This window comes from Elusimicrobiota bacterium (assembly GCA_016218575.1).
Taxonomy (GTDB): domain Bacteria; phylum Elusimicrobiota; class Elusimicrobia; order UBA1565; family UBA9628; genus JACRDN01.
Genome location: JACRDN010000020.1, coordinates 30,743 through 48,355 on the forward strand (window position 1 = coordinate 30,743; position 17,613 = coordinate 48,355).

Genomic DNA, 17,613 nt, shown 5'->3' on the forward strand with positions numbered 1-17,613 from the left:
TCAGCCTCCGACCCGCTTGACCTGATAGCCCTGGGCCTTGAACTCCGCCTCCAGGAAATCGCGGTGGTCCCCCTGAAACTCAAGGGCCCCCTCCTTGACCGCCCCGCCGCAGGCCAGCCTCTTCTTGAGCCGGGATAGAAGCTCGGCCTTAAGCGTGGGGTGCAGGCTCAGCCGCTCGATGCGCGTCATTCCAGCGCCCTTGGAGCCGCGTAGAAAGCGAAGACGCAGGGGTTCAGGCTGTTTCATGGAGTGGCACCCAGCAAAAGCTGGAAAGAACGGTCGTGGCGCTCGGCCATGTCGAAATGGCCGAGGTCGTGCTCTTCGTAAGTATGCCGGACCCCCAAGCCCTTGAGGACACGGGAGAGCTTGCGCGCACCCAGATGCAGGCAAAACTCGTCGCGGCGGCCGCAGTCGAAGTATAGGGTCTTTAATTTCTTGAGATTGGCGCGAAAGCGTTGCGCGGCCTCGACCGGATCTTTTTCCCTCCAGCGCGCCCATGTTTTGGGGATGAGCTCCCCGGTTCTCGTGTCGAAGGGAAAATCAAAGCCCCAGGGGCTTCTCGGATTGGGCGAATAGCAGGCGGCCATGGCCAAGATATTGACGGCCGCATGGTCGAGAAGGTCTTTGCGCTTGGACTTCAAGAACTCCCTCACGAGGCGTGCGGCCGACCCGCCGCGCTGATCCAGGCAATTGATAAATTTGGGGATGTCCATGCCATAGCACCTTTCAAAAAGCATGTCCCCGCTGTGGCACAGCGCATGCCCGAAAACCTCGGGGTATTTCATCCCCAAGCTCAAGGCCCCGTAACCCCCGCTCGACTTGCCCATGACGGCGCGCCCCTCGGGGCCGCGTCTGAGGTGAAGCTTGTCTTCAAAATAGGGGACAAGCTCCTTCACGACGTGGTCCTCGTAGCGCCCGACCGCGGAAGAATTGACGTATTGGCTTCCACCAAAGGCCGTGAAGCAGTCGGGGATGATCAGGACGCACTCCCGGACCTTGCCCCGGGCAATCAAGCGGTCGAGCCTTTCGGCCAGATTTTCCTTCCAGGGGTTGTAGTTGAGCACGCTCCGGCCCCCGCCGGTAAAGCCCGCGAGATAATAGATCACCGGATAGGGCTTGCCGCGCTTTTTCCCGTAGGACGGCGGCAGGTAGACCGGGATCTCTCGGCGGTGAGGGTCGCTCAAGGGATTTCCCTTCAAGACGGAACTCGAGACCGCCTCGATCTGGACCTTACCTTTCACAGACTCTCCAAGGCCCGGCGCAGGGACCCCGCTTTCTCGAGGGCCAACCGGGCATCGGACAAGGAAAGGCCGGACCGGGCCATGAGCACCGCGAGCTTCACGCTCCAGCCGGACTTTTTGAACAACCCTTGGGCCCGGGCCGGGCTCACGCGGCCCAAATCGCAGATGATGCGCACCCCTCTCAGGCGGAGCTTGCGCGAGGTGGGCTTCAAGTCCACCATCCAATGGTCGTGCACCTTGCCCAGGCGAATCATGGCTGCGCTCGTCAAAGTGTTGAGCACGAGCTTGGCCGCGGTGCCGGACTTCATGCGGGTCGAGCCCGCGATCACCTCGGGCCCCACGCGCGGGGCGATGGTGATCTCGGCGGGATTGCCGGCGGGCCGGCCGTTCGAAGTCACCAGAACCGTCCGGCAACCCCGGCGCCTGGCCGCCTCGAGCGCGCCTTGGACGAAAGGGGTGATGCCGCTGGCCGCGATCCCCACCACCACGTCCCCGGCCGAGAAGCCCCGCACCGCGGCGGCCCCGGCGCGAGGGTCGTCCTCGGCCCCTTCCTTGGAGCGAAACACAGAGGACTTGCCGCCCGCCATCACGGCCTGTATCTGCCCCGGCTCGGTATTGAAGGTAGGCGGGCACTCCGCCGCCTCCAGCACGCCCAGGCGCCCGCTCGTCCCGGCCCCAACGAAAATGAGTCTTCCGCCGCGGCTCAAGCAAGCCGCCGCGACCTGGGCCGCCCGCGCCAGGGACGCGGCCTCCCGGCCCACGGCCCGGGCCACGCCCTCGTCCTCCCGGTTGAAGACGCGCACAATCTCGAGCGCGCTTTTCAAATCTATATGCCGGGTCCTGGGATTGGGCTTCTCGGTGGGAAGCCGGGCGTAGACGCCGGGATGATGGGCCACGCCTACTGGACTTGCGTCGGCTGGACCGCGGGAGCGGCCGGCCCTGGCGAACCCTCGGGAAGCGCGTCGTCCGCCACGGGCTCCGGCTCGGGCTTGATCGGGTTTGCGATCCACTCCACTATCTTGCGGCACATGCCGCCGTTCAAGAGCTTGGCCCCGTCGCGGTCAGGGACGGAGATCAGCGTGGCGTTGCGCTCGCCGGCCGAGCGCTTGGCGAATGCATAGAGGATAGGAGTCTCCTTGGCGGGATATTTGTCGCGCTCCGAGTAGATCAGCAGGATGGGGCGGTCCTTGTAGGCGCGCACGGCGTTCACCGTGACCACCTCCTGGTGGCTCATCCCCGGAGAGAGCCACGCGAACATGGGGACTTTCGGATGCACGGCCGCGTATTTGGCGCCCACCGACCCCCCGACCTCGAAGCCGATGAGCCCGATTTTATCCTCGGATATTCCAAGGCCCCCCAAGTGGGCCACCGCGGCCTGAATGTCCAGGGACATGTCGGCGTAGTCGTTCTCGCCCTTGCCGGCCTTGAACTGCTTCCAGGTCTTGGGCTGGCCGTCCGGAGCCGTGGCGCTCCCTCCGTGCCCGCGTAGGTCGAGGCCGAGGCAGCCGTAGCCGGCCTTGGCCAGCTCAAGCGCCAGGCGCTGCCAAAACTCCTTGCGCTGCTTGCGGCCGTGCAGGAGGATGAAAGTCAGCCTCTCCTTTTGAGCGGGAAAGTAGCGGCCCTTGAGGGTCCAGCCATCCTGGGTTCTGAGCTCGACAAGCTCTCCCGGAAGCTCGGGCAACGTCTTGGCGGGTTTGACCGCTGAAGCGCCCCACGCTCCCCCGATGACCAGCGCGGCCCAGAGGAGCCTCACCTCAATATCTCGTCGGGGGAAAACCAGAGCTTGACCTCTCGGGCGGCGTCGGCCGGATCCGAGGAAGCGTGGATGACGTTCTCGAATTGTCCCGCCGTGGTGATGCGCCCGAAGGAGCCCCGGATGGTGCCGGGAGCGGCCTGCTCGGGGTTCGTAGCGCCCGCGATCTGGCGCACCTTGGCAATGGCCCCTTCCCCGCGGTAGACCATGGCCAGGACTCGGTTGTCCTTGAGCCCGTGGAACTCCCCGCGGATGTACTTGATGAGGCTGGCGAAAAACGGCTTGTCCGAAAGCGCCTTGTAATGCTCCCGGGCGAGATCCTCCGACACGCCGACCATTTTGGCGGCCACCATCTCGAGGCCCGCGGCGTCGAGACGGTCGATGGTCAGCCCAGTGAGCCTGCGCGCCAGACCGTCCGGCTTGATGAGTATGAGGGTTTCTTCTATTGCCATTGAACGATTTTAATAAAATCGGAGGCCCGGCTCAAGTGATTGACTCGATCCCGGCTAAGTGTTAGAATGGGATCGAGCTCCTCTAAAGATATGGCCCATATCATGATCGTCGACGACGAGAAGGACGTCGTGACCCTCCTTAAGTACGTGCTGGAGAAGGACGGACACCGGGTGAGCGAGGCCTACAACGGGGCCGAAGCCCTTCAAAAGCTCGGGCTGGAGCCCGAGGCGGCCTCGGGCGGGGAGCCTCCCGATCTGATCCTTTTGGACGTGATGATGCCTATCCTGGACGGCTACTCGCTGAGCTCCCGGCTCGCCTCCAACTCCCGCACGCGCTCCATCCCCATCGTGGTGATTACCGCCAAGGGCGGAATGCGCGACCTCTTCCAGCTTGCCCCCAACGTCGCCACCTATATCGAAAAACCCTTCGACCCCCACAAATTGCGCGAGCTCATCAGCAGCATGCTGAAGTCCTCCCGGCGATAGCCGCCGCGCCAGGCATGTCCACCATTCTCGTCATCGACGATGAGCCTGAAATCGTCACTCTTTTGCGCTTCATGCTGGAAAAGGAGGGCTACAGCGTCCTCGAGGCCGGCAACGGCCGCGCGGCCATGCAGCTCCTGGGCATGGACCCGCCCAACCCCCAAGCAAGCATCCCCGACCTTCTCATCCTCGACATCATGATGCCGATAATGGACGGCTACACTTTGAACATGAAGCTGCAGGAGCATCCCACCACGAGCAATATCCCGATACTGGTCCTGACCGCCAAGGGGCAGAAGATGCGCGACCTCTTCGAGATGGCCCCCAACGTGGCGGCTTACGTGCAGAAGCCCTTCGATCCCAAGATGCTCAAGGAATTGATAGCGGGAATCCTGGTCGGCAGGAAATCTTGATGGAAGCGCCCAAGCCGGCGCAGGCCGACGAAGGAACCTCGTTAGAAGAAATTCTAGCCCTCAAGAAGGCCAAGGTGGCGGAGCTTCGGTCCCGCGGAGTGGACCCTTACCCGGCGAAAAGCGCGAGGACCCACGCCTGCGCCCAGGCCCTCGAGCTCGGGGCTCCCTTAGGAGCCTCCGAGCATAGCGCCCGCGAAGTCGCCTGCGCGGGACGTCTCCTGTCGCTGCGCGACATGGGAAAGTCCATATTCGCCCACCTGCAGGACGGCACCGGCCGCTGCCAACTCTATTTCAAGAAGGACGCCTTGAAGGAAGAGGATTTCTCACTCATCAAGAAGGACTTGCACGCCGGGGACTTCATCTCCGCGGCGGGGACGGTGTTCAAGACTCGGACCGGGGAGATCACGATCGCGGTCTCGCGCTTTACTTTGCTCTCCAAGGCCCTTCGCCCCATGCCCGAAAAATGGCATGGCTTGAAGGACGTGGAGCTGCGCTACCGCCACCGCCACCTCGACCTCATGGGCAGCCCCGAGATCCGCGAGAGCTTCCTGAAGCGCTCACTCATGATTTCCACCGTGCGCAAGACCTTGGACGGACTGGGCTTCCTGGAGGTGGAAACGCCCATACTCCTCTCCCAGGCCGGCGGCGCCTCGGCCCGGCCCTTTAAGACTTTCCACAACGCCCTCCAAAACGACATGGTCCTGCGCATCGCGACCGAGCTCTACCTAAAAAAGCTCATCATCGGGGGCTTCGACAAGGTCTACGAGATCGGCAGGATCTTCCGCAACGAGGGCATAGACACCAGGCACAACCCGGAATTCACCATGCTCGAGGCCTACGAGGCCTACTCGGACTACGAGGGCATGGCCAAGCTCTTCGAGCGGCTCATGGGCGAGTGCGCCGAAGCTCTGAAGATGAGCAAGGCCGTTCACGGGGAAAAGGCCGTGAGCCTCCTCCCCCCTTTCCGGCGTCTTTATCTTCCCGAGGCTTGGGAAAAATACTGCGGCGATAAAATCGGCTCGATACTCGAGGGCAAGCGCTTCAACCGCAAGGCCCTGCTGGCCCTAGCCGCCACACTCCATGTCCCGGCCGACGAGAAGACTCCGGGGGCCAAGATTTTCGAGAGGATTTTCGACGCCAGGATCCTCGAGCACTTGGACGAGCTCACCTTCGTCTTCGACCATCCCACCGCCATCACCCCCCTGGCCAAGCTCAAGGCCGGCTCGCGGGGGGGTCTGGTCGAGCGCTTCGAATGCTTCGGGCTCCAGCAGGAGCTTTCCAACGCCTACAGCGAGCTCAACGATCCCCAGGACCAGAGAGAGCGCTTCCTCGAGCAGACCCGCCAGCGCCGGGAGGAGGGCGACGAGGAGGCGGAGGCCCTGGATCAGGACTTCGTCGAGGCCATGGAATGCGGCATGCCCCCCATGGGCGGGATCGGGGTGGGCATTGACAGGCTCGCCATGCTCTTCCTTGGACAGAGCTCCATCCGTGAAGTCATCCTGTTTCCCACCTTGAAGCCTGATGACGTTTGAGCTTTTCGTGGCTTGGCGCTACCTCCGGGCCAAGCGCAAGGGGCTCTTCGCAGCGCTCACGACCTCGATCGGGGTGCTGGGGGTCACCACGGGAGTGGCGGCTCTCATCACGACCCTTTCGGTGATGAACGGCTTTCAGAGCGACATCCAGAAAAAAATCATCGGGGCCCAGGCCCATATCACGATCTACGGCCAGACTTGGGATTCCCGCAAGCTCGCCGCGGCGGTGGAGAAGGATCCCGAGGTAAGCGCCACGGCCCCATTCATCCTGGGTCAGGCGATTTTCACCTGCAAGGACCGGACCGTGGGCGCGGTTTTGAAAGGCCTGGACCCGGAGAAGGAATTCCAGGTCAACGACTTGGCCAAATCCCTGCGCGAGGGGTCCTGGGCCGGGATTAAGGGGAACAAGACCCCGGGGATCGTCCTTGGAGAGGAGCTGGCCCGGCATCTGGGAGCCTGGGTCGGGGAGGAGGTGGTGCTGGTCTCCCCGCAAAGCGCGGCCGGCCCCCTTGGGCTCCTCCCCAGGATGCAGAAATTCAAGGTGGAGGGCCTCCTCCATACCGGCTATTACGAGTACGACGCCAGCACGGCCTACACGAGCCTCGAAGCCGCGGCCGGGTTTTTCGGCGTCAAGGCCGAGGCCACCGGCCTCGGGGTGAAGGTGAAGGATCTCTCCCAGGCCGAGAGCGCGGCCAAACGACTGCAGAAGGAACTCGGCCTGTCGTTTCTCGTGCGCTCCTACCAGCAGATGAACCGGACCCTCTTCGCCGCGCTCAAGCTGGAGAAGGCCGTGATGTTCCTCATCCTCGCCCTCATCATCCTGGTCGCGGCCTTGAACATCGCCTCGACCTTGATCCTGCGCAGCGTGGAGAAAACCCGGGACATCGGCCTCTTGAAGGCCATGGGTGCTACACCCGGGCAGATCCGGCGGGTATTCGCGGCCGAGGGCCTGCTCATCGGCGGGCTGGGGCTGTCCAGCGGGCTCGGCCTCGGCCTCATCCTCTGCTGGATCATAAAACGCTATCCCATCGTCGAGCTTCCAGCGGATATTTATTATCTTTCGCAGGTTCCGGTCTCTGTCGAGGGCAGGGACGTCCTGGCCGTGGCCGCGGTCGGCATAGCGTTGTGCCTCTTGGCCACGATTTATCCCGCGGCGCGCGCCGCCAAGGTGGACCCGGTAGAGGCCATCCATTATGGCTGAGGTCGTGCTTCAGGCCAAGGGCCTGTCGAAAAGCTACGGCCGGGGTCCGGCCGCGGTCCGGGTCCTGCGGGGGCTCGACGTCTCTCTCGAGGCGGGCAAGCTCACGGCTCTGCTCGGCCCCAGCGGTTCGGGCAAATCCACCCTCCTGCATCTCTTGGGCCTCATGGACACGCCCGATTCCGGGGAGATATTCTTCGCGGGCCGGCCGGCGGGCGCCTTGAGCGAGGAGGGAAAAGCGGCTCTGCGCAACCGCCGGCTCGGCTTCATGTTCCAGTTCGACTCCCTGCTCCCCGAATTCACCGTTTTGGAGAACGTGCTCATGCCGGCGCGCATCGCCGTGGCCCAGACCGCCCTAAGCGGTCTGGGCCAAGCGCGCCAAAAAGCCGAGGAGCTTCTGTCCCGCTTCAACTTGAAAGGGCTCTCCCACCGCCTGCCCTCCCAGCTTTCGGGTGGCGAGCGCCAGCGCGCGGCCCTGTGCCGGGCTCTTGTCAACGAACCCGCCGCGGTCCTGGCCGATGAGCCGACGGGGAACCTGGACAAGCACAGCGGAGAATTGGTATTTAAAGACCTGGGGGATTTAGCCCGACAGCGCGGGGTCGCCGTCCTTTTGGTGTCCCATAACGAGGCCGTCTCGCAGTTCGCCGACGTCGTTTTACGCATGGCGGACGGAACCCTCTTGGAGCATTCGGAGAAGCCATGAAAATATACATCAACGGCGAATACTACGAAAAGGACGAGGCCAAGGTTTCCGTCTTCGACCACGGAGTGCTTTACGGCGACGGGATATTCGAGGGCATACGGGCCTACAACGGCCGGGTCTTCAAGCTCGATGAGCATTTAAAGCGCCTCGAGGACTCAGCCAACGCCATCATCCTGAAGCTTCCTCTGCCTCTTGCCGAGATCAAAGAGGCCGTGGTCGGAACGGTCAGGCTCAACAAGCTCAAGGACGCCTACATTCGCCTGGTCGTCACCCGCGGCGTCGGAGACTTGGGCCTCGACATGCGCAAATGCAAGTCCGGCCCGACCCTCTTCATCATCGCCGACAAGATCGAGCTTTACCCCGAGGCCTACTACGAGAAGGGCCTGGAGCTCATAACCTCGACCTTCCGCCAGAAGGGCCCGGACCAGCTCACCCCCAGCGTCAAGTCCCTCAATTACCTTACCAACATCCTGGCCCGCGAGCAGGCGACCCGAGTCGGGGCCCAGGAGGCGATACTGCTCAACTCGGAGGGCTACGTCACCGAGTGCTCGGGAGACAACATTTTCCATATCAAGGCCGGCCGCATCTACACCCCCCCCTCCCACGCCGGCATCTTGGATGGCATCACCCGCCAGGTGGTGATCGAGCTTTCCCGCGAGAAGCTGGGAATCGCCGTCTGCGAGGAGATGTTCTCCCCCTTCGAGCTCTACCGCGCCGACGAGGTCTTTCTCACCGGCACGGGGGCCGAGGTGATCGCCGCGGTCAAGATAGACGGCCGCGTGATCGGCGGCGGCGTGGCGGGCCCCGTCACCAAGAAGATCACGGCTCTCTTCCGGGAATACGCCCGCTCCGTCGGCACCCCCGTCTACGAGGAAAGCAAGGTCCGCTAGGACGCCGTGAAGCTCGTTTCCTGGAACGTCAACGGCGTGCGCGCCGCCCACCGCAAGGGCCTGCTCGATTGGATCACAAAGGATAATCCCGACGTCCTCTGCCTGCAGGAGACCAAGGCCCAGCCCGAGCAGCTCCCCCCGGAGCTTGCCGCCCCCGCCGGCTACGTCGCCGAGTGGCATTGGGGCGAGAAAAAAGGCTATAGCGGGGTCGCCACCTTCAGCAAACACAAGCCCCTGCGCGTGGACCGCGGCTTTGACCTCGCGGCCTTCGACAACGAGGGCCGGGTGCTCACCTTCGTCTACCCCGACTTCACCCTCTTCAACATCTATTTCCCCAACGGCAAGGCCAGCCCCGAGCGGCTCAAGTTCAAGCTCAACTTCTACGAGGCCTTCCTGGAAGTCATAGACCGCTACCGCAAGCAAGGCGAGGATAAAATCGTGATCTGCGGCGACGTCAACACCGCCCACACCGAGATTGATCTCGCCCGCCCCAAGGAGAACCGCAAGATCTCGGGGTTTCTCCCCGAGGAATGCGCCTGGCTCGATAAGCTCTTGGGGAGCCATGGATTTATCGACACCTTCCGCGTTTTCGAGAAAGGCCCGGGGCACTACACCTGGTGGGACATGCAGAGCCGGGCCCGCGAGCGCAACGTGGGCTGGCGGATAGACTATTTCTTCATCTCGGAGAACTTGAACCCCCGCATCAAGAAAGCCTTCATCCTGCCCGAGGTCCTGGGCTCGGATCACTGCCCGGTCGGGATCGAGCTGCAGTGATCTGCAATTCCTGCCACAAAGAGCAGGCCTGCGTCTTCATCAAGCAGATCGTAAACAACCAGGTCTCGCAGACGGCGCTCTGCGCGGACTGCGCCCGGAACTTCCAGGCGAGCCTCAACCCATTCGACGCCTTCCTAAGCCTCCTCTCGGAGGCGGCCCGGCCCGCTCCCAAGCCCAAACCCCAGAGTTGCCCGACCTGCCGGACCACTTTCAAAGAGTTCCAGAGCCGGGGGCGCTTCGGCTGCCCGAACTGCTACGAGCGCTTTGCGCCGCTGCTCAAGAACATCATCCCGCGCATCCACGCGGGGGCCTACCAGCACAGGGGCAAGCGCCCAAGGGGCCGGGACTGATGCAGCTCCAGAAGATGCTGGACTTGAGGATCGGCTGGGCCCAAGAAGGCGAGGAAAGCGCCATAGTGCTGTCCTCCCGGGTGCGGCTGGCGAGAAACCTCGACAAGACGCTATTTCCCTCCCACGCGCCTGAAACGACTTTAAAGGAAACCCTAGAAAAAATCTTCGCCGCGGCCCGCCGGGCAGCCCTCGAGCGGGCCGCTTACTTGAAGCTCTCCGACCTCGACGCCGTGGATCTGCGCTTCCTGGTGGAGAGGCATCTCATCAGCCCGAACCACGCCGCGCTGCCCCGGCAGCGCGGCGTGGTCGTGGGCGCCGGGGAGACGGTAAGCCTCATGGTCAACGAGGAGGACCATATCCGGCTTGCCTGCCTGCAGCCGGGGCTCAACCTCAAGGAGGCCTTCGCTCAAGCCAACGCATTGGACGACGCCTTAAGCGAAAGCCTCCCCTTCGCCTTCCGCGAGGATTGGGGCTATCTCACCGCCTGCCCCACCAACCTCGGGACCGGCCTGCGCGCCTCGGCCCTGGTCCATCTCCCGGGCTTGGGCCTGTCGGGGCAAACCAACCAACTCCTCGAGAACCTCTCCCGGGCGGGGCTCATCGCCCGCGGGCTTTACGGGGAGGGAACCCAGATCATGGGAGATCTGTTCCAGATCGCCAACGCCACCTGCCTCGGCCGGACCGAGGCAGAGATCCTGGCCGCGCTCGACGAGGCCGTAAGCCGGCTCGCGGAGAAGGAGGCCGAAGCCCGGCAGGCCTTGAGCTCGGGGAACGGCCGCGCCAGACTAGAGGACATCGTGTACCGTTCGTTGGGGATTCTCTCCCAGGCGCGTCTCCTATCCTTCGAGGAGGCCTGCCAGCACCTTTCCGCCCTGCGCCTGGGTTTAGGTCTCGGCTGGAAACTCCCGGCCGGGATCACCGCGGTCAACGAGCTCTTGATCCTGTCCCAGCCCGCCCACCTCCAGATGCGGGCCGACAAGGAACTCGGACCCGGCGAGCGCGATTTTTTGAGGGCGGCGCTCATCCGGGAGCGATTGGCTCGTTAAGGGGTCGCGTCATAATAATATGACGCGACCCCTAAGCTCACGGCGAATTGTTAACATATATGCGCTCAAAAATAGAATTCCTGGAGAAACCATGGCATTCAACCTGAGTCCCAAAGAGGAAAAATTCTTCGAGCTCTTCGAAGCTCAAGCCGGGCGCAACGTGGAGGCGGCGCGGGTTTTCCACGAGCTCGCCGGCAAATGGTCGCTGGAGTCCCCTGCCTTCGCCCAGCTCGAGGACATCGAGCACGAGGCCGACATCACGGCCCATGAGATCTACGACAAGCTCAACCGCACCTTCGTCACCCCCTTTGACCGTGAGGACATCCATGCCCTGGCCAGCGAGCTCGACGACATCGTGGACTTGATTCAAGCCATCGCCTCCCGCATGCAGCTTTACCGCGTCGAAAAAAGCTCGGACGACTTGAAGGAGCTGGCCGACATCCTCTACCACTCCGCGGAAAACGTGCGCAAGGCCATCGTCGAGCTCAAGAACCCGGAGAAAAGCCGCAGGGTCCTCGACTACTGCATCGAGATCAACCGTTTGGAGAACGCCGGGGACAGGGCGCTGGCCGTGGCCATCGGCAAGCTCTTCCAGGGCAAGCCCGACCCGCTCGAGGTCATAAAGTGGAAGGAGATCTACGAGGTGACGGAAACGGCCATCGACAAGTGCGAGGACGTTGCCAACACCATAGAGTCCATTCTGGTCAAGCACGCGTAGCCTTATGGCCCACCTCCCGCTGGTTTTGTCCATCATAGGACTGGCCTATTTTTTCGATTTTTTGAACGGCATGCACGATGCCGCAAACTCCATCGCCACGGTGGTTTCTACCAGGGTCCTCTCCCCCCGGCAAGCCGTGGCCTGGGCCGCGTTCTTCAACTTCGTGGCCGCCTTCGGCTTCGGGGTGCACGTGGCCAACACCATCGGCAAGGGCCTGGTGGAGCCCTCCGTCATAGACAACGCGGTCATCATCGGGGCGCTTGTCGGAGCCAGCCTCTGGGACTGGCTCACCATCGTCCTGGGAATTCCCGTGAGCTCCTCCCACGCCTTGATCGGTGGCCTGGTCGGGGCCGGGGTAGCTAAGGCCGGATGGGGATGCCTCCTTCCAAAAAAACTCGCCATCACGCTCGCCTTCATATTTCTCTCGCCGGCGATCGGGCTTATTTTCGGCTTTGCCCTCATGATTGCCATGTACTGGATTTTCCGGCGCAAGTCTCCCGGGCAGGTGGACTCCATCTTCCGGGTCGGGCAGCTTCTCTCGGCGGCCCTCTACAGCCTGTCCCATGGGGCCAACGACGCCCAGAAGACGATGGGAATCATCTCCGTCCTCCTTTTCAGCAACGGCCTCTTGAGCGGCGAGTTCCGCGTGCCGTGGTGGGTGATCCTCTCCTGCCACGCCGTCATAAGCCTCGGGACTTTGATGGGAGGCTGGAAAATCGTCAAGACCATGGGGCACCGGGTCACCAAGCTCAAACCGGTGGGGGGCTTCTGCGCCGAGACGGGGGCGGGGCTTTCCATCCTCATCTGCTCCTTGGCCGGCATCCCGGTTTCCACCACCCACACCATCACCGGGGCGATCGTAGGGGTAGGCTCGACACAGAGGCTTTCCGCCGTGCGTTGGGGAGTGGCGGGCCGCATCGTCTGGGCCTGGATCCTCACCATCCCCTGCGCGGCCGTCACCTCGGCGCTCATCTACCTTCTAATTTCCTCCTTTTGCTAAAATTGGGACATGACCAACCATCCCAAGCTCAAGCAGTGGGTGGAGGAAGCGGCCAAGCTCTGCCGGCCGGACCGAATCGTCTGGATAGACGGCTCGGAGGAGGAGAAGAGGAGGCTTGAGGACGAGGCCGCGGCGAGCGGAGAACTCCAGCGCCTGAACTCCGAGAAGCTCCCCGGCTGCTTTTACCACCGCACCGCCCCCAACGACGTCGCCCGCACCGAGCATTTGACTTATATTTGCACGAAAAAGAAGGACGACGCCGGCCCCACCAACAATTGGATGTCTCCCGAGGAGGGCTACCGCCGGGCTTCTCAAATTTTTTCCGGCTCCATGAAGGGCCGGACTTTGTACGTGATCCCGTTCTCGATGGGCGCGGTGGGCTCGCCCTTCTCCAAAATCGGCGTGCAGCTCACCGACAGCATTTACGTCGTCCTCAACATGCGCATCATGACCAGAGTGGGCCGGAAGGTCCTGGACCAGCTCGGGACCGATGGGGCCTTCACCAAATGCCTCCACGGCAAGGCCGGGCTCGAGGTGGAGAACCGCCTCATCCTGCATTTCCCCGAGGACAACGCCATCTGGAGCGTAGGCTCGGGCTACGGGGGCAACGCCCTTTTGGGCAAGAAGTGCCTATCCCTGCGCATCGCGAGCTGGCTGGCGCGCCAAGAGGGGTGGCTGGCCGAGCACATGCTCATCCTAGGCGTCGAGGACAAGAAGGGCCGCGTCGAGTACGTGACTGCGGCCTTCCCGAGCGCCTGCGGCAAGACCAACCTCGCCATGCTCATCCCCCCCGAGGGGCTCAAGCACAAGGGCTACAAAATCTGGACCGTGGGCGACGACATCGCATGGCTGCGCCTGGGCCCCGACGGCCGGCTATGGGCCATGAACCCCGAGTCCGGCTTCTTCGGCGTGGCCCCCGGGACCAACTCCCGGAGCAACCCCAATGCCCTGGCCACGGTGCGAAAGAACGCGATTTTCACCAACGTCGTCCTTTCCAAGGACGGCACGGTATGGTGGGAGGACGGCGAGGGCCCTGCCCCCGCGGAGGGCTGGGACTGGCGGGGAAACCCTTGGAAGCCGGGGATGAAAGACGCCCAGGGCAAGCCCGTCCCCGGGGCGCATCCCAACAGCCGCTTCACAGCCCCGGCCTACCAGTGCCCGGCCATCTCCCCCCATTGGGAGGACCTCCAGGGAGTCCCCATCTCGGCCATCATCTTCGGCGGACGACGCGAGAAGGTGGCGCCCTTGGTCTACGAGGCCTTCGACTGGAACCACGGCGTCTACATGGGGGCAAGCGTGGCCTCCGAGAGAACGGCGGCCCAGGTCGGCAAGCTAGGCGAGGTCCGCCGAGACCCCATGGCCATGCTCCCCTTCTGCGGCTATAACATGGCCGATTACTTCACCCACTGGCTGGAGATGGGGCGGCGCATCCCCAAGGCCCCCAAGATATTCCACGTCAACTGGTTCAGGAAAGATGAGAAGGGAAAATTCCTTTGGCCGGGCTTCGGCGACAACCTGCGGGTGCTCGAGTGGATCTTGGCGCGCTGCCATGGCCAGGGAAAAACCCGCAAGACCCCCATCGGCTGCGTCCCAACCCCCGATGGACTCGACTTGACGGGCTTGACCCTCGAGGGCGGCGCCATGGACAAGCTCCTTGAGGTGCGGCGCCAGGACTGGGAGGCCGAGCTTCAGGACCAGAAGAAGTTCTTCGAGAGTCTGGGACCTCGGCTCAGCCCCGTCATCTGGAAGCAGTACCAGGGAGTAGCCGAGCGCTTCAAGGCCGCGGTCGAGGCTTAATAAGCCGAACAGCCGGACCTCCCCGCATCCATTTGGAAGACTCTATCATCGGCGTTGGGGCCATCCTCCTGCAATCGGGGGTGCTCATGGGACTCCTCTCCTCGCTTTTCGAGGTTAGAGAACTCTCCTCCCGGCTTCCCCTGGCCAAAGCGGCCGGACTTCCGGCCGCCGCCAACCTCCTGTTGATCTTGTTTTTGGCCGCCTCCTGGACTCTTTTCGCTGTTGGGCTCTTGGCATTGTTTTTCCCCATCGTGATATTCGCGCTCCCCCAATTCTTCATCGAAACCTTGCGCCGCCTCTTCAGCAAGGCCTCGGATTTGTCGACATTCGCGGGATTGCCTCCCTCCATGTTCCTGTTGGCCCTGGCCTGGATGGCCGCGGGCCTGGTTTGGGCGCCAAAAATCCAGGCCGGCCTCCTGGGCTACGCGGCCCCCGCGGACATCCGAATTCGCCTCGGGATTTATTGGGCCCTGCTTCTCGCCGCGCTCCCCGTCGGAAACCTCTGCTGGATGGGGCGGCACGGCCCCATCGCATGGGGACTGATCTCCAGTGATGAAACGACGCGGCAGGAAGCCCTACGCCGGCTGGAGGAATCGAACCCGCAAGAAAAGAATACCTTGGCACCCGCGCTCATGAAAATGGCATCGGAGGGAAAATTCAACGGCATTCCCATTGGCGAGGCCTATCTCGCCTTTCTTAAATTAGGCCCTGACGCGGCCATTCCCATCCTGATCGAGGCCCTGCGCTCCCATCCGAACCCCGAGGCCTATGTCACGGCCCAGGATGTCCTTGTCAAGATGAAAAGCCAGGCCGCTCCCCCTCTGGTGGAGCTTCTAGGGAGCTCCGATGTCGAAGCGGGAGAGTTGGCTTTAAATGCCCTCAAACGCATGGAGCCGGCCGACCGGGAAGCGGCTCTCGCTTCTGCGGCCGCAAGAAAAACCGCGCCAGGCCTCATCTCCCATCTCAAAAGCGACGAGAAAAGCGCCCGCCTCTACGCCTATAGGGCGATAACCTTGTTGGGACCTTCCGCTGAGGACGTCTTGCCGTTGGTGGTGCTTGGACTTAAGAAGAAATCCGACTGCTGTTACGCGGCGCAAGCCCTCGGCGCCATCAAGCCCGCGGCTTTGAAAGCGCCTTCCGCTCCGGATTGCGGCGGCCGCTGTCAGCGCGGCCCTCGGTGATTGGGAGAGCCCCCTTCGGGGTCGTTGAACTCCCCATCGCGGCGCGAGGGGCGCTGCGAGTCATCCGGATCGGACGGCAAGGGCTCTTCCTCGTCATAATCGTCGCTCCGCGACGCGCCCGCCTCGGGATCCGTCTTGCGGGGCTGCCTCACCGGGGGCTTGGCGCGCTTTATTTTGACGGCTTTGGGCTGGGGCTTGGTTTTAGGCTTGGCCTTGGGAGCGCGGGGCTCCCCCCCGCCCTTGACCTGAAAAGCGACGGCCCCCTCGTCTAGAACAGCGGCGACACGGCCCCCGGCCCGGCGCAAATTCTGGGCGAAGAGATTCGCGCTGAAAGACCCCAAGACAGCGGCTAAAATCGCGAGTGTTTTCATACTCAATTGTCGCAGCTTTTCAGACGAGAGACCAGGGGCAAAGGGCCTACTCTGGCCTGGGCCTTAGGGCCCCCAGCGGCAAGCTAGGCCTCGGACTTATCCACCGAACTTCGCGGCGAAGTCCTGTGGACAACTTCCAAACAGGCGTCGAGCCGGGAAGCCAGCTCCCGGGCCGCGTTCCTGTCCTTGAGGCCGGAGAGGTTGATGCGGACATTCTCGGCAGCGCAAAGTACCGCGGCCTTCAAGAGGTGCAAAGCGCAATTCATGTCGGAAGCCACCGCCGCGCCGGTCAAAGGAAGAGCCTTCTCCACCACGGAGAAGGCCTGATGGGCCTTCTCCGTGGTCGCTAGAGGCACCTCGGCGGCGTGGAGGAGGGCCGCCTGCATCTTGATGACCCTCTCCGAGCTGTCTTTGGGAAGGCCGACCGCAGCCATGAACTGGTCGAAGGCGGCCGCGTCCTCGGTGGTAAGGCGGTGGAAATCATCCTTGAAGACATTCAAGGATTGAGAGGATCTCTCCAGCTCAGGCCGAAATTCCGGCCTGAGCTTCTTGGACTTCAGACTAATCCCGATCGCCATCATCCCGAGGCCGCAGCCCATGGCCCCGGAGATGCCCGCGGCCGAGCCCCCGCCTGGGGTGGCGTCGGTGTTGGAGAGGGCCTGGGCCACGAGCTCGGCGGCCTCCTGCCAGCTTGAAGAAGCGCTAGGAGCTGCGACGGCCGCGAGCCTTCTTTCCAGGATCTGGACCTCGGGATTGAAATTCTCGAGGCTCAATGAATCCACGGCGAAGCCGATCAAGGCCTCCTGCGGGAGAAGCCCCACGATCTCGGCGGTCAGTATCTTGGCCCCGTGCTCCGCGGAGAGCCGCGAAACCTCGGAGAGGACCTTGGCCATGGGCGTGGTCTTGTAGTCAGTGAGCACGGTAGAGATCTGGACCTGTTTGCGCGCGGAAAGCTCTATCTCCTTGGCCCTGACGCAGGGCAACCCCCCTCCCGAGGCCCGGACCCGCTTGGCTATGTCCTTGCCCGCGGCCATGTCCGAGGTGGAGAGGTTCAGGTTGAAGTTGATGATTTGCCGCCTAGCGCCCACGGCCACGGCCCCGGCCATGGGATGGATGCGGTTGGGGCCGAAGTCCGGGGTCCGGGAAAGATCCTTGCCGATGAGATCCCTCAAGCCCTCGAACTGCCCCTTGCGCACGTTGGCCAAATCCTTGCGCTCCGGAATGCGTGCCGCCTGGTCGTAGAGGTAGGCCGGGAGCCCAAGCTCCCGGCCTATGCGCTCGGCAAGGCGCGCCGCCAAGGCCGCGCAGTCCTCCATGGAGACCCCGGAAACCGGAATGAAGGGAATCACGTCCACCGCCCCCATGCGGGGGTGCTCGCCTTTGTGCTTGTTTAAATCAATGAGCTCGACCGCCTTCTTGGCGACCGCGAAGCACGCCTCCAAGGCGACCTCGGGGGAGGCCACGAAGGACAGCACGCAGCGGTTGTGGTCCGGGTCGGTCTCCACGTCCAAGATGCTGACCCCGGAGACGGCCCGGGCGGCATCCACCACCTGGGCGACCTTGGCCGCATCCCGGCCCTCCGAGAAATTCGGCACGCATTCGACTAAAGCGCTCATATTTAAGCTCCTCAAGTGTATTTTGCCATTCTTGCCCGCCATAGTTCCACTTGGGCCTAGGCCCAAAGACCTCGATTTTTTCTCCTAAAGGCCCA

General features: G+C 63.1%; 20 protein-coding genes. 13 read left to right on the forward strand and 7 right to left on the reverse strand.

The genetic code is table 11. The features are described from left to right. From HY921_10900 to HY921_10920, 5 genes are read right to left on the reverse strand one after another with little or no spacing between them, the layout of a single operon-like run. On the reverse strand, nt 1-246 hold the full coding sequence (locus HY921_10900) for a translation initiation factor (GenBank protein MBI5631377.1): 246 nt from the start codon (nt 244-246) through the stop codon (nt 1-3). Beyond that, complete coding sequence (locus tag HY921_10905) at nt 243-1,241, reverse strand: esterase (protein MBI5631378.1); 999 nt, start codon at nt 1,239-1,241, stop codon at nt 243-245. Before HY921_10905 ends, HY921_10900 begins: the two co-directional genes overlap by 4 nt. Then, nucleotides 1,238-2,137 carry an N-acetylmuramic acid 6-phosphate etherase gene (gene murQ / locus HY921_10910; protein MBI5631379.1) on the reverse strand — a complete coding sequence of 300 codons (900 nt, stop codon included), beginning with the start codon at nt 2,135-2,137 and terminating at the stop codon, nt 1,238-1,240. The genes HY921_10905 and murQ overlap by 4 nt, the downstream gene beginning before the upstream one ends. Before the next feature lie 2 nt (nt 2,138-2,139). Next, complete coding sequence (locus HY921_10915) at nt 2,140-2,994, reverse strand: alpha/beta fold hydrolase (GenBank protein MBI5631380.1); 855 nt, start codon at nt 2,992-2,994, stop codon at nt 2,140-2,142. Next, on the reverse strand, nt 2,991-3,440 hold the full coding sequence (locus HY921_10920) for a nucleoside-diphosphate kinase (GenBank protein MBI5631381.1): 450 nt from the start codon (nt 3,438-3,440) through the stop codon (nt 2,991-2,993). The genes HY921_10915 and HY921_10920 overlap by 4 nt, the downstream gene beginning before the upstream one ends. A 108-nt stretch (nt 3,441-3,548) precedes the next feature. Here HY921_10920 and HY921_10925 point away from each other — a divergent pair, with 108 nt between their 5' ends. The 13 genes from HY921_10925 to HY921_10985 all read left to right on the forward strand — a co-directional run bounded on the left by HY921_10925 (nt 3,549) and on the right by HY921_10985 (nt 15,531). Next, on the forward strand, nt 3,549-3,932 hold the full coding sequence (locus HY921_10925) for a response regulator (GenBank protein MBI5631382.1): 384 nt from the start codon (nt 3,549-3,551) through the stop codon (nt 3,930-3,932). 14 nt (nt 3,933-3,946) lie between these two features. Further along, nucleotides 3,947-4,342, forward strand: coding sequence for a response regulator (locus HY921_10930; protein MBI5631383.1), 396 nt, complete (start codon nt 3,947-3,949; stop codon nt 4,340-4,342). After that, a complete protein-coding gene (gene lysS, locus HY921_10935; GenBank protein ID MBI5631384.1) occupies nt 4,342-5,874 on the forward strand; it encodes a lysine--tRNA ligase in 1,533 nt (510 codons plus the stop codon). Before HY921_10930 ends, lysS begins: the two co-directional genes overlap by 1 nt. Further along, nucleotides 5,864-7,075: an ABC transporter permease gene (locus HY921_10940; GenBank protein ID MBI5631385.1), complete on the forward strand. Its 1,212-nt coding sequence runs from the start codon at nt 5,864-5,866 to the stop codon at nt 7,073-7,075. The genes lysS and HY921_10940 overlap by 11 nt, the downstream gene beginning before the upstream one ends. Further along, nucleotides 7,068-7,775 (forward strand): ABC transporter ATP-binding protein, encoded by a 708-nt coding sequence (locus tag HY921_10945; protein ID MBI5631386.1) that lies wholly within the window; start codon nt 7,068-7,070, stop codon nt 7,773-7,775. The genes HY921_10940 and HY921_10945 overlap by 8 nt, the downstream gene beginning before the upstream one ends. Continuing rightward, nucleotides 7,772-8,665: a branched-chain-amino-acid transaminase gene (gene ilvE, locus HY921_10950; GenBank protein MBI5631387.1), complete on the forward strand. Its 894-nt coding sequence runs from the start codon at nt 7,772-7,774 to the stop codon at nt 8,663-8,665. Before HY921_10945 ends, ilvE begins: the two co-directional genes overlap by 4 nt. A 6-nt stretch (nt 8,666-8,671) precedes the next feature. Continuing rightward, nucleotides 8,672-9,439, forward strand: a complete 768-nt coding sequence (gene xth, locus HY921_10955; protein MBI5631388.1) for an exodeoxyribonuclease III — start codon at nt 8,672-8,674, stop codon at nt 9,437-9,439. Next, nucleotides 9,436-9,789, forward strand: coding sequence for a hypothetical protein (locus HY921_10960; GenBank protein MBI5631389.1), 354 nt, complete (start codon nt 9,436-9,438; stop codon nt 9,787-9,789). Before xth ends, HY921_10960 begins: the two co-directional genes overlap by 4 nt. Continuing rightward, nucleotides 9,789-10,835 (forward strand): protein arginine kinase, encoded by a 1,047-nt coding sequence (locus HY921_10965; GenBank protein MBI5631390.1) that lies wholly within the window; start codon nt 9,789-9,791, stop codon nt 10,833-10,835. Before HY921_10960 ends, HY921_10965 begins: the two co-directional genes overlap by 1 nt. Before the next feature lie 91 nt (nt 10,836-10,926). Continuing rightward, nucleotides 10,927-11,553: a DUF47 domain-containing protein gene (locus HY921_10970; GenBank protein MBI5631391.1), complete on the forward strand. Its 627-nt coding sequence runs from the start codon at nt 10,927-10,929 to the stop codon at nt 11,551-11,553. 4 nt (nt 11,554-11,557) lie between these two features. Continuing rightward, nucleotides 11,558-12,553, forward strand: coding sequence for an inorganic phosphate transporter (locus HY921_10975; GenBank protein MBI5631392.1), 996 nt, complete (start codon nt 11,558-11,560; stop codon nt 12,551-12,553). A 9-nt stretch (nt 12,554-12,562) separates the two neighbouring features. Then, the gene (locus HY921_10980) at nt 12,563-14,350 is read left to right on the forward strand and encodes a phosphoenolpyruvate carboxykinase (GTP) (protein MBI5631393.1); all 1,788 of its coding nucleotides are present in this window, start codon (nt 12,563-12,565) and stop codon (nt 14,348-14,350) included. 86 nt (nt 14,351-14,436) lie between these two features. Next, nucleotides 14,437-15,531, forward strand: coding sequence for a hypothetical protein (locus tag HY921_10985; protein ID MBI5631394.1), 1,095 nt, complete (start codon nt 14,437-14,439; stop codon nt 15,529-15,531). Here the strand turns inward: HY921_10985 and HY921_10990 are convergent. After that, nucleotides 15,513-15,902 (reverse strand): hypothetical protein, encoded by a 390-nt coding sequence (locus HY921_10990; GenBank protein ID MBI5631395.1) that lies wholly within the window; start codon nt 15,900-15,902, stop codon nt 15,513-15,515. The two genes, HY921_10985 and HY921_10990, sit on opposite strands and share 19 nt — an antisense overlap. A gap of 83 nt (nt 15,903-15,985) precedes the next feature. Beyond that, the gene (gene ftcD, locus HY921_10995; protein MBI5631396.1) at nt 15,986-17,518 is read right to left on the reverse strand and encodes a glutamate formimidoyltransferase; all 1,533 of its coding nucleotides are present in this window, start codon (nt 17,516-17,518) and stop codon (nt 15,986-15,988) included. Nucleotides 17,519-17,613 lie beyond the last annotated feature (95 nt).

Excerpts from the sequence above, each read along its gene's own strand:
- HY921_10900 (MBI5631377.1), bottom strand. The coding sequence starts at position 246 with ATGAAACAGCCTGAACCCCTGCGTCTTCGCTTTCTACGCGGCTCCAAG.
- HY921_10925 (MBI5631382.1), top strand. The coding sequence starts at position 3,549 with ATGATCGTCGACGACGAGAAGGACGTCGTGACCCTCCTTAAGTACGTG.
- HY921_10930 (MBI5631383.1), top strand. The coding sequence starts at position 3,947 with ATGTCCACCATTCTCGTCATCGACGATGAGCCTGAAATCGTCACTCTT.
- lysS (MBI5631384.1), top strand. The coding sequence starts at position 4,342 with ATGGAAGCGCCCAAGCCGGCGCAGGCCGACGAAGGAACCTCGTTAGAA.
- HY921_10940 (MBI5631385.1), top strand. The coding sequence starts at position 5,864 with ATGACGTTTGAGCTTTTCGTGGCTTGGCGCTACCTCCGGGCCAAGCGC.
- HY921_10945 (MBI5631386.1), top strand. The coding sequence starts at position 7,068 with ATGGCTGAGGTCGTGCTTCAGGCCAAGGGCCTGTCGAAAAGCTACGGC.
- ilvE (MBI5631387.1), top strand. The coding sequence starts at position 7,772 with ATGAAAATATACATCAACGGCGAATACTACGAAAAGGACGAGGCCAAG.
- HY921_10965 (MBI5631390.1), top strand. The coding sequence starts at position 9,789 with ATGCAGCTCCAGAAGATGCTGGACTTGAGGATCGGCTGGGCCCAAGAA.
- HY921_10970 (MBI5631391.1), top strand. The coding sequence starts at position 10,927 with ATGGCATTCAACCTGAGTCCCAAAGAGGAAAAATTCTTCGAGCTCTTC.
- HY921_10975 (MBI5631392.1), top strand. The coding sequence starts at position 11,558 with ATGGCCCACCTCCCGCTGGTTTTGTCCATCATAGGACTGGCCTATTTT.
- HY921_10980 (MBI5631393.1), top strand. The coding sequence starts at position 12,563 with ATGACCAACCATCCCAAGCTCAAGCAGTGGGTGGAGGAAGCGGCCAAG.
- HY921_10985 (MBI5631394.1), top strand. The coding sequence starts at position 14,437 with ATGGGACTCCTCTCCTCGCTTTTCGAGGTTAGAGAACTCTCCTCCCGG.
- HY921_10990 (MBI5631395.1), bottom strand. The coding sequence starts at position 15,902 with ATGAAAACACTCGCGATTTTAGCCGCTGTCTTGGGGTCTTTCAGCGCG.
- ftcD (MBI5631396.1), bottom strand. The coding sequence starts at position 17,518 with ATGAGCGCTTTAGTCGAATGCGTGCCGAATTTCTCGGAGGGCCGGGAT.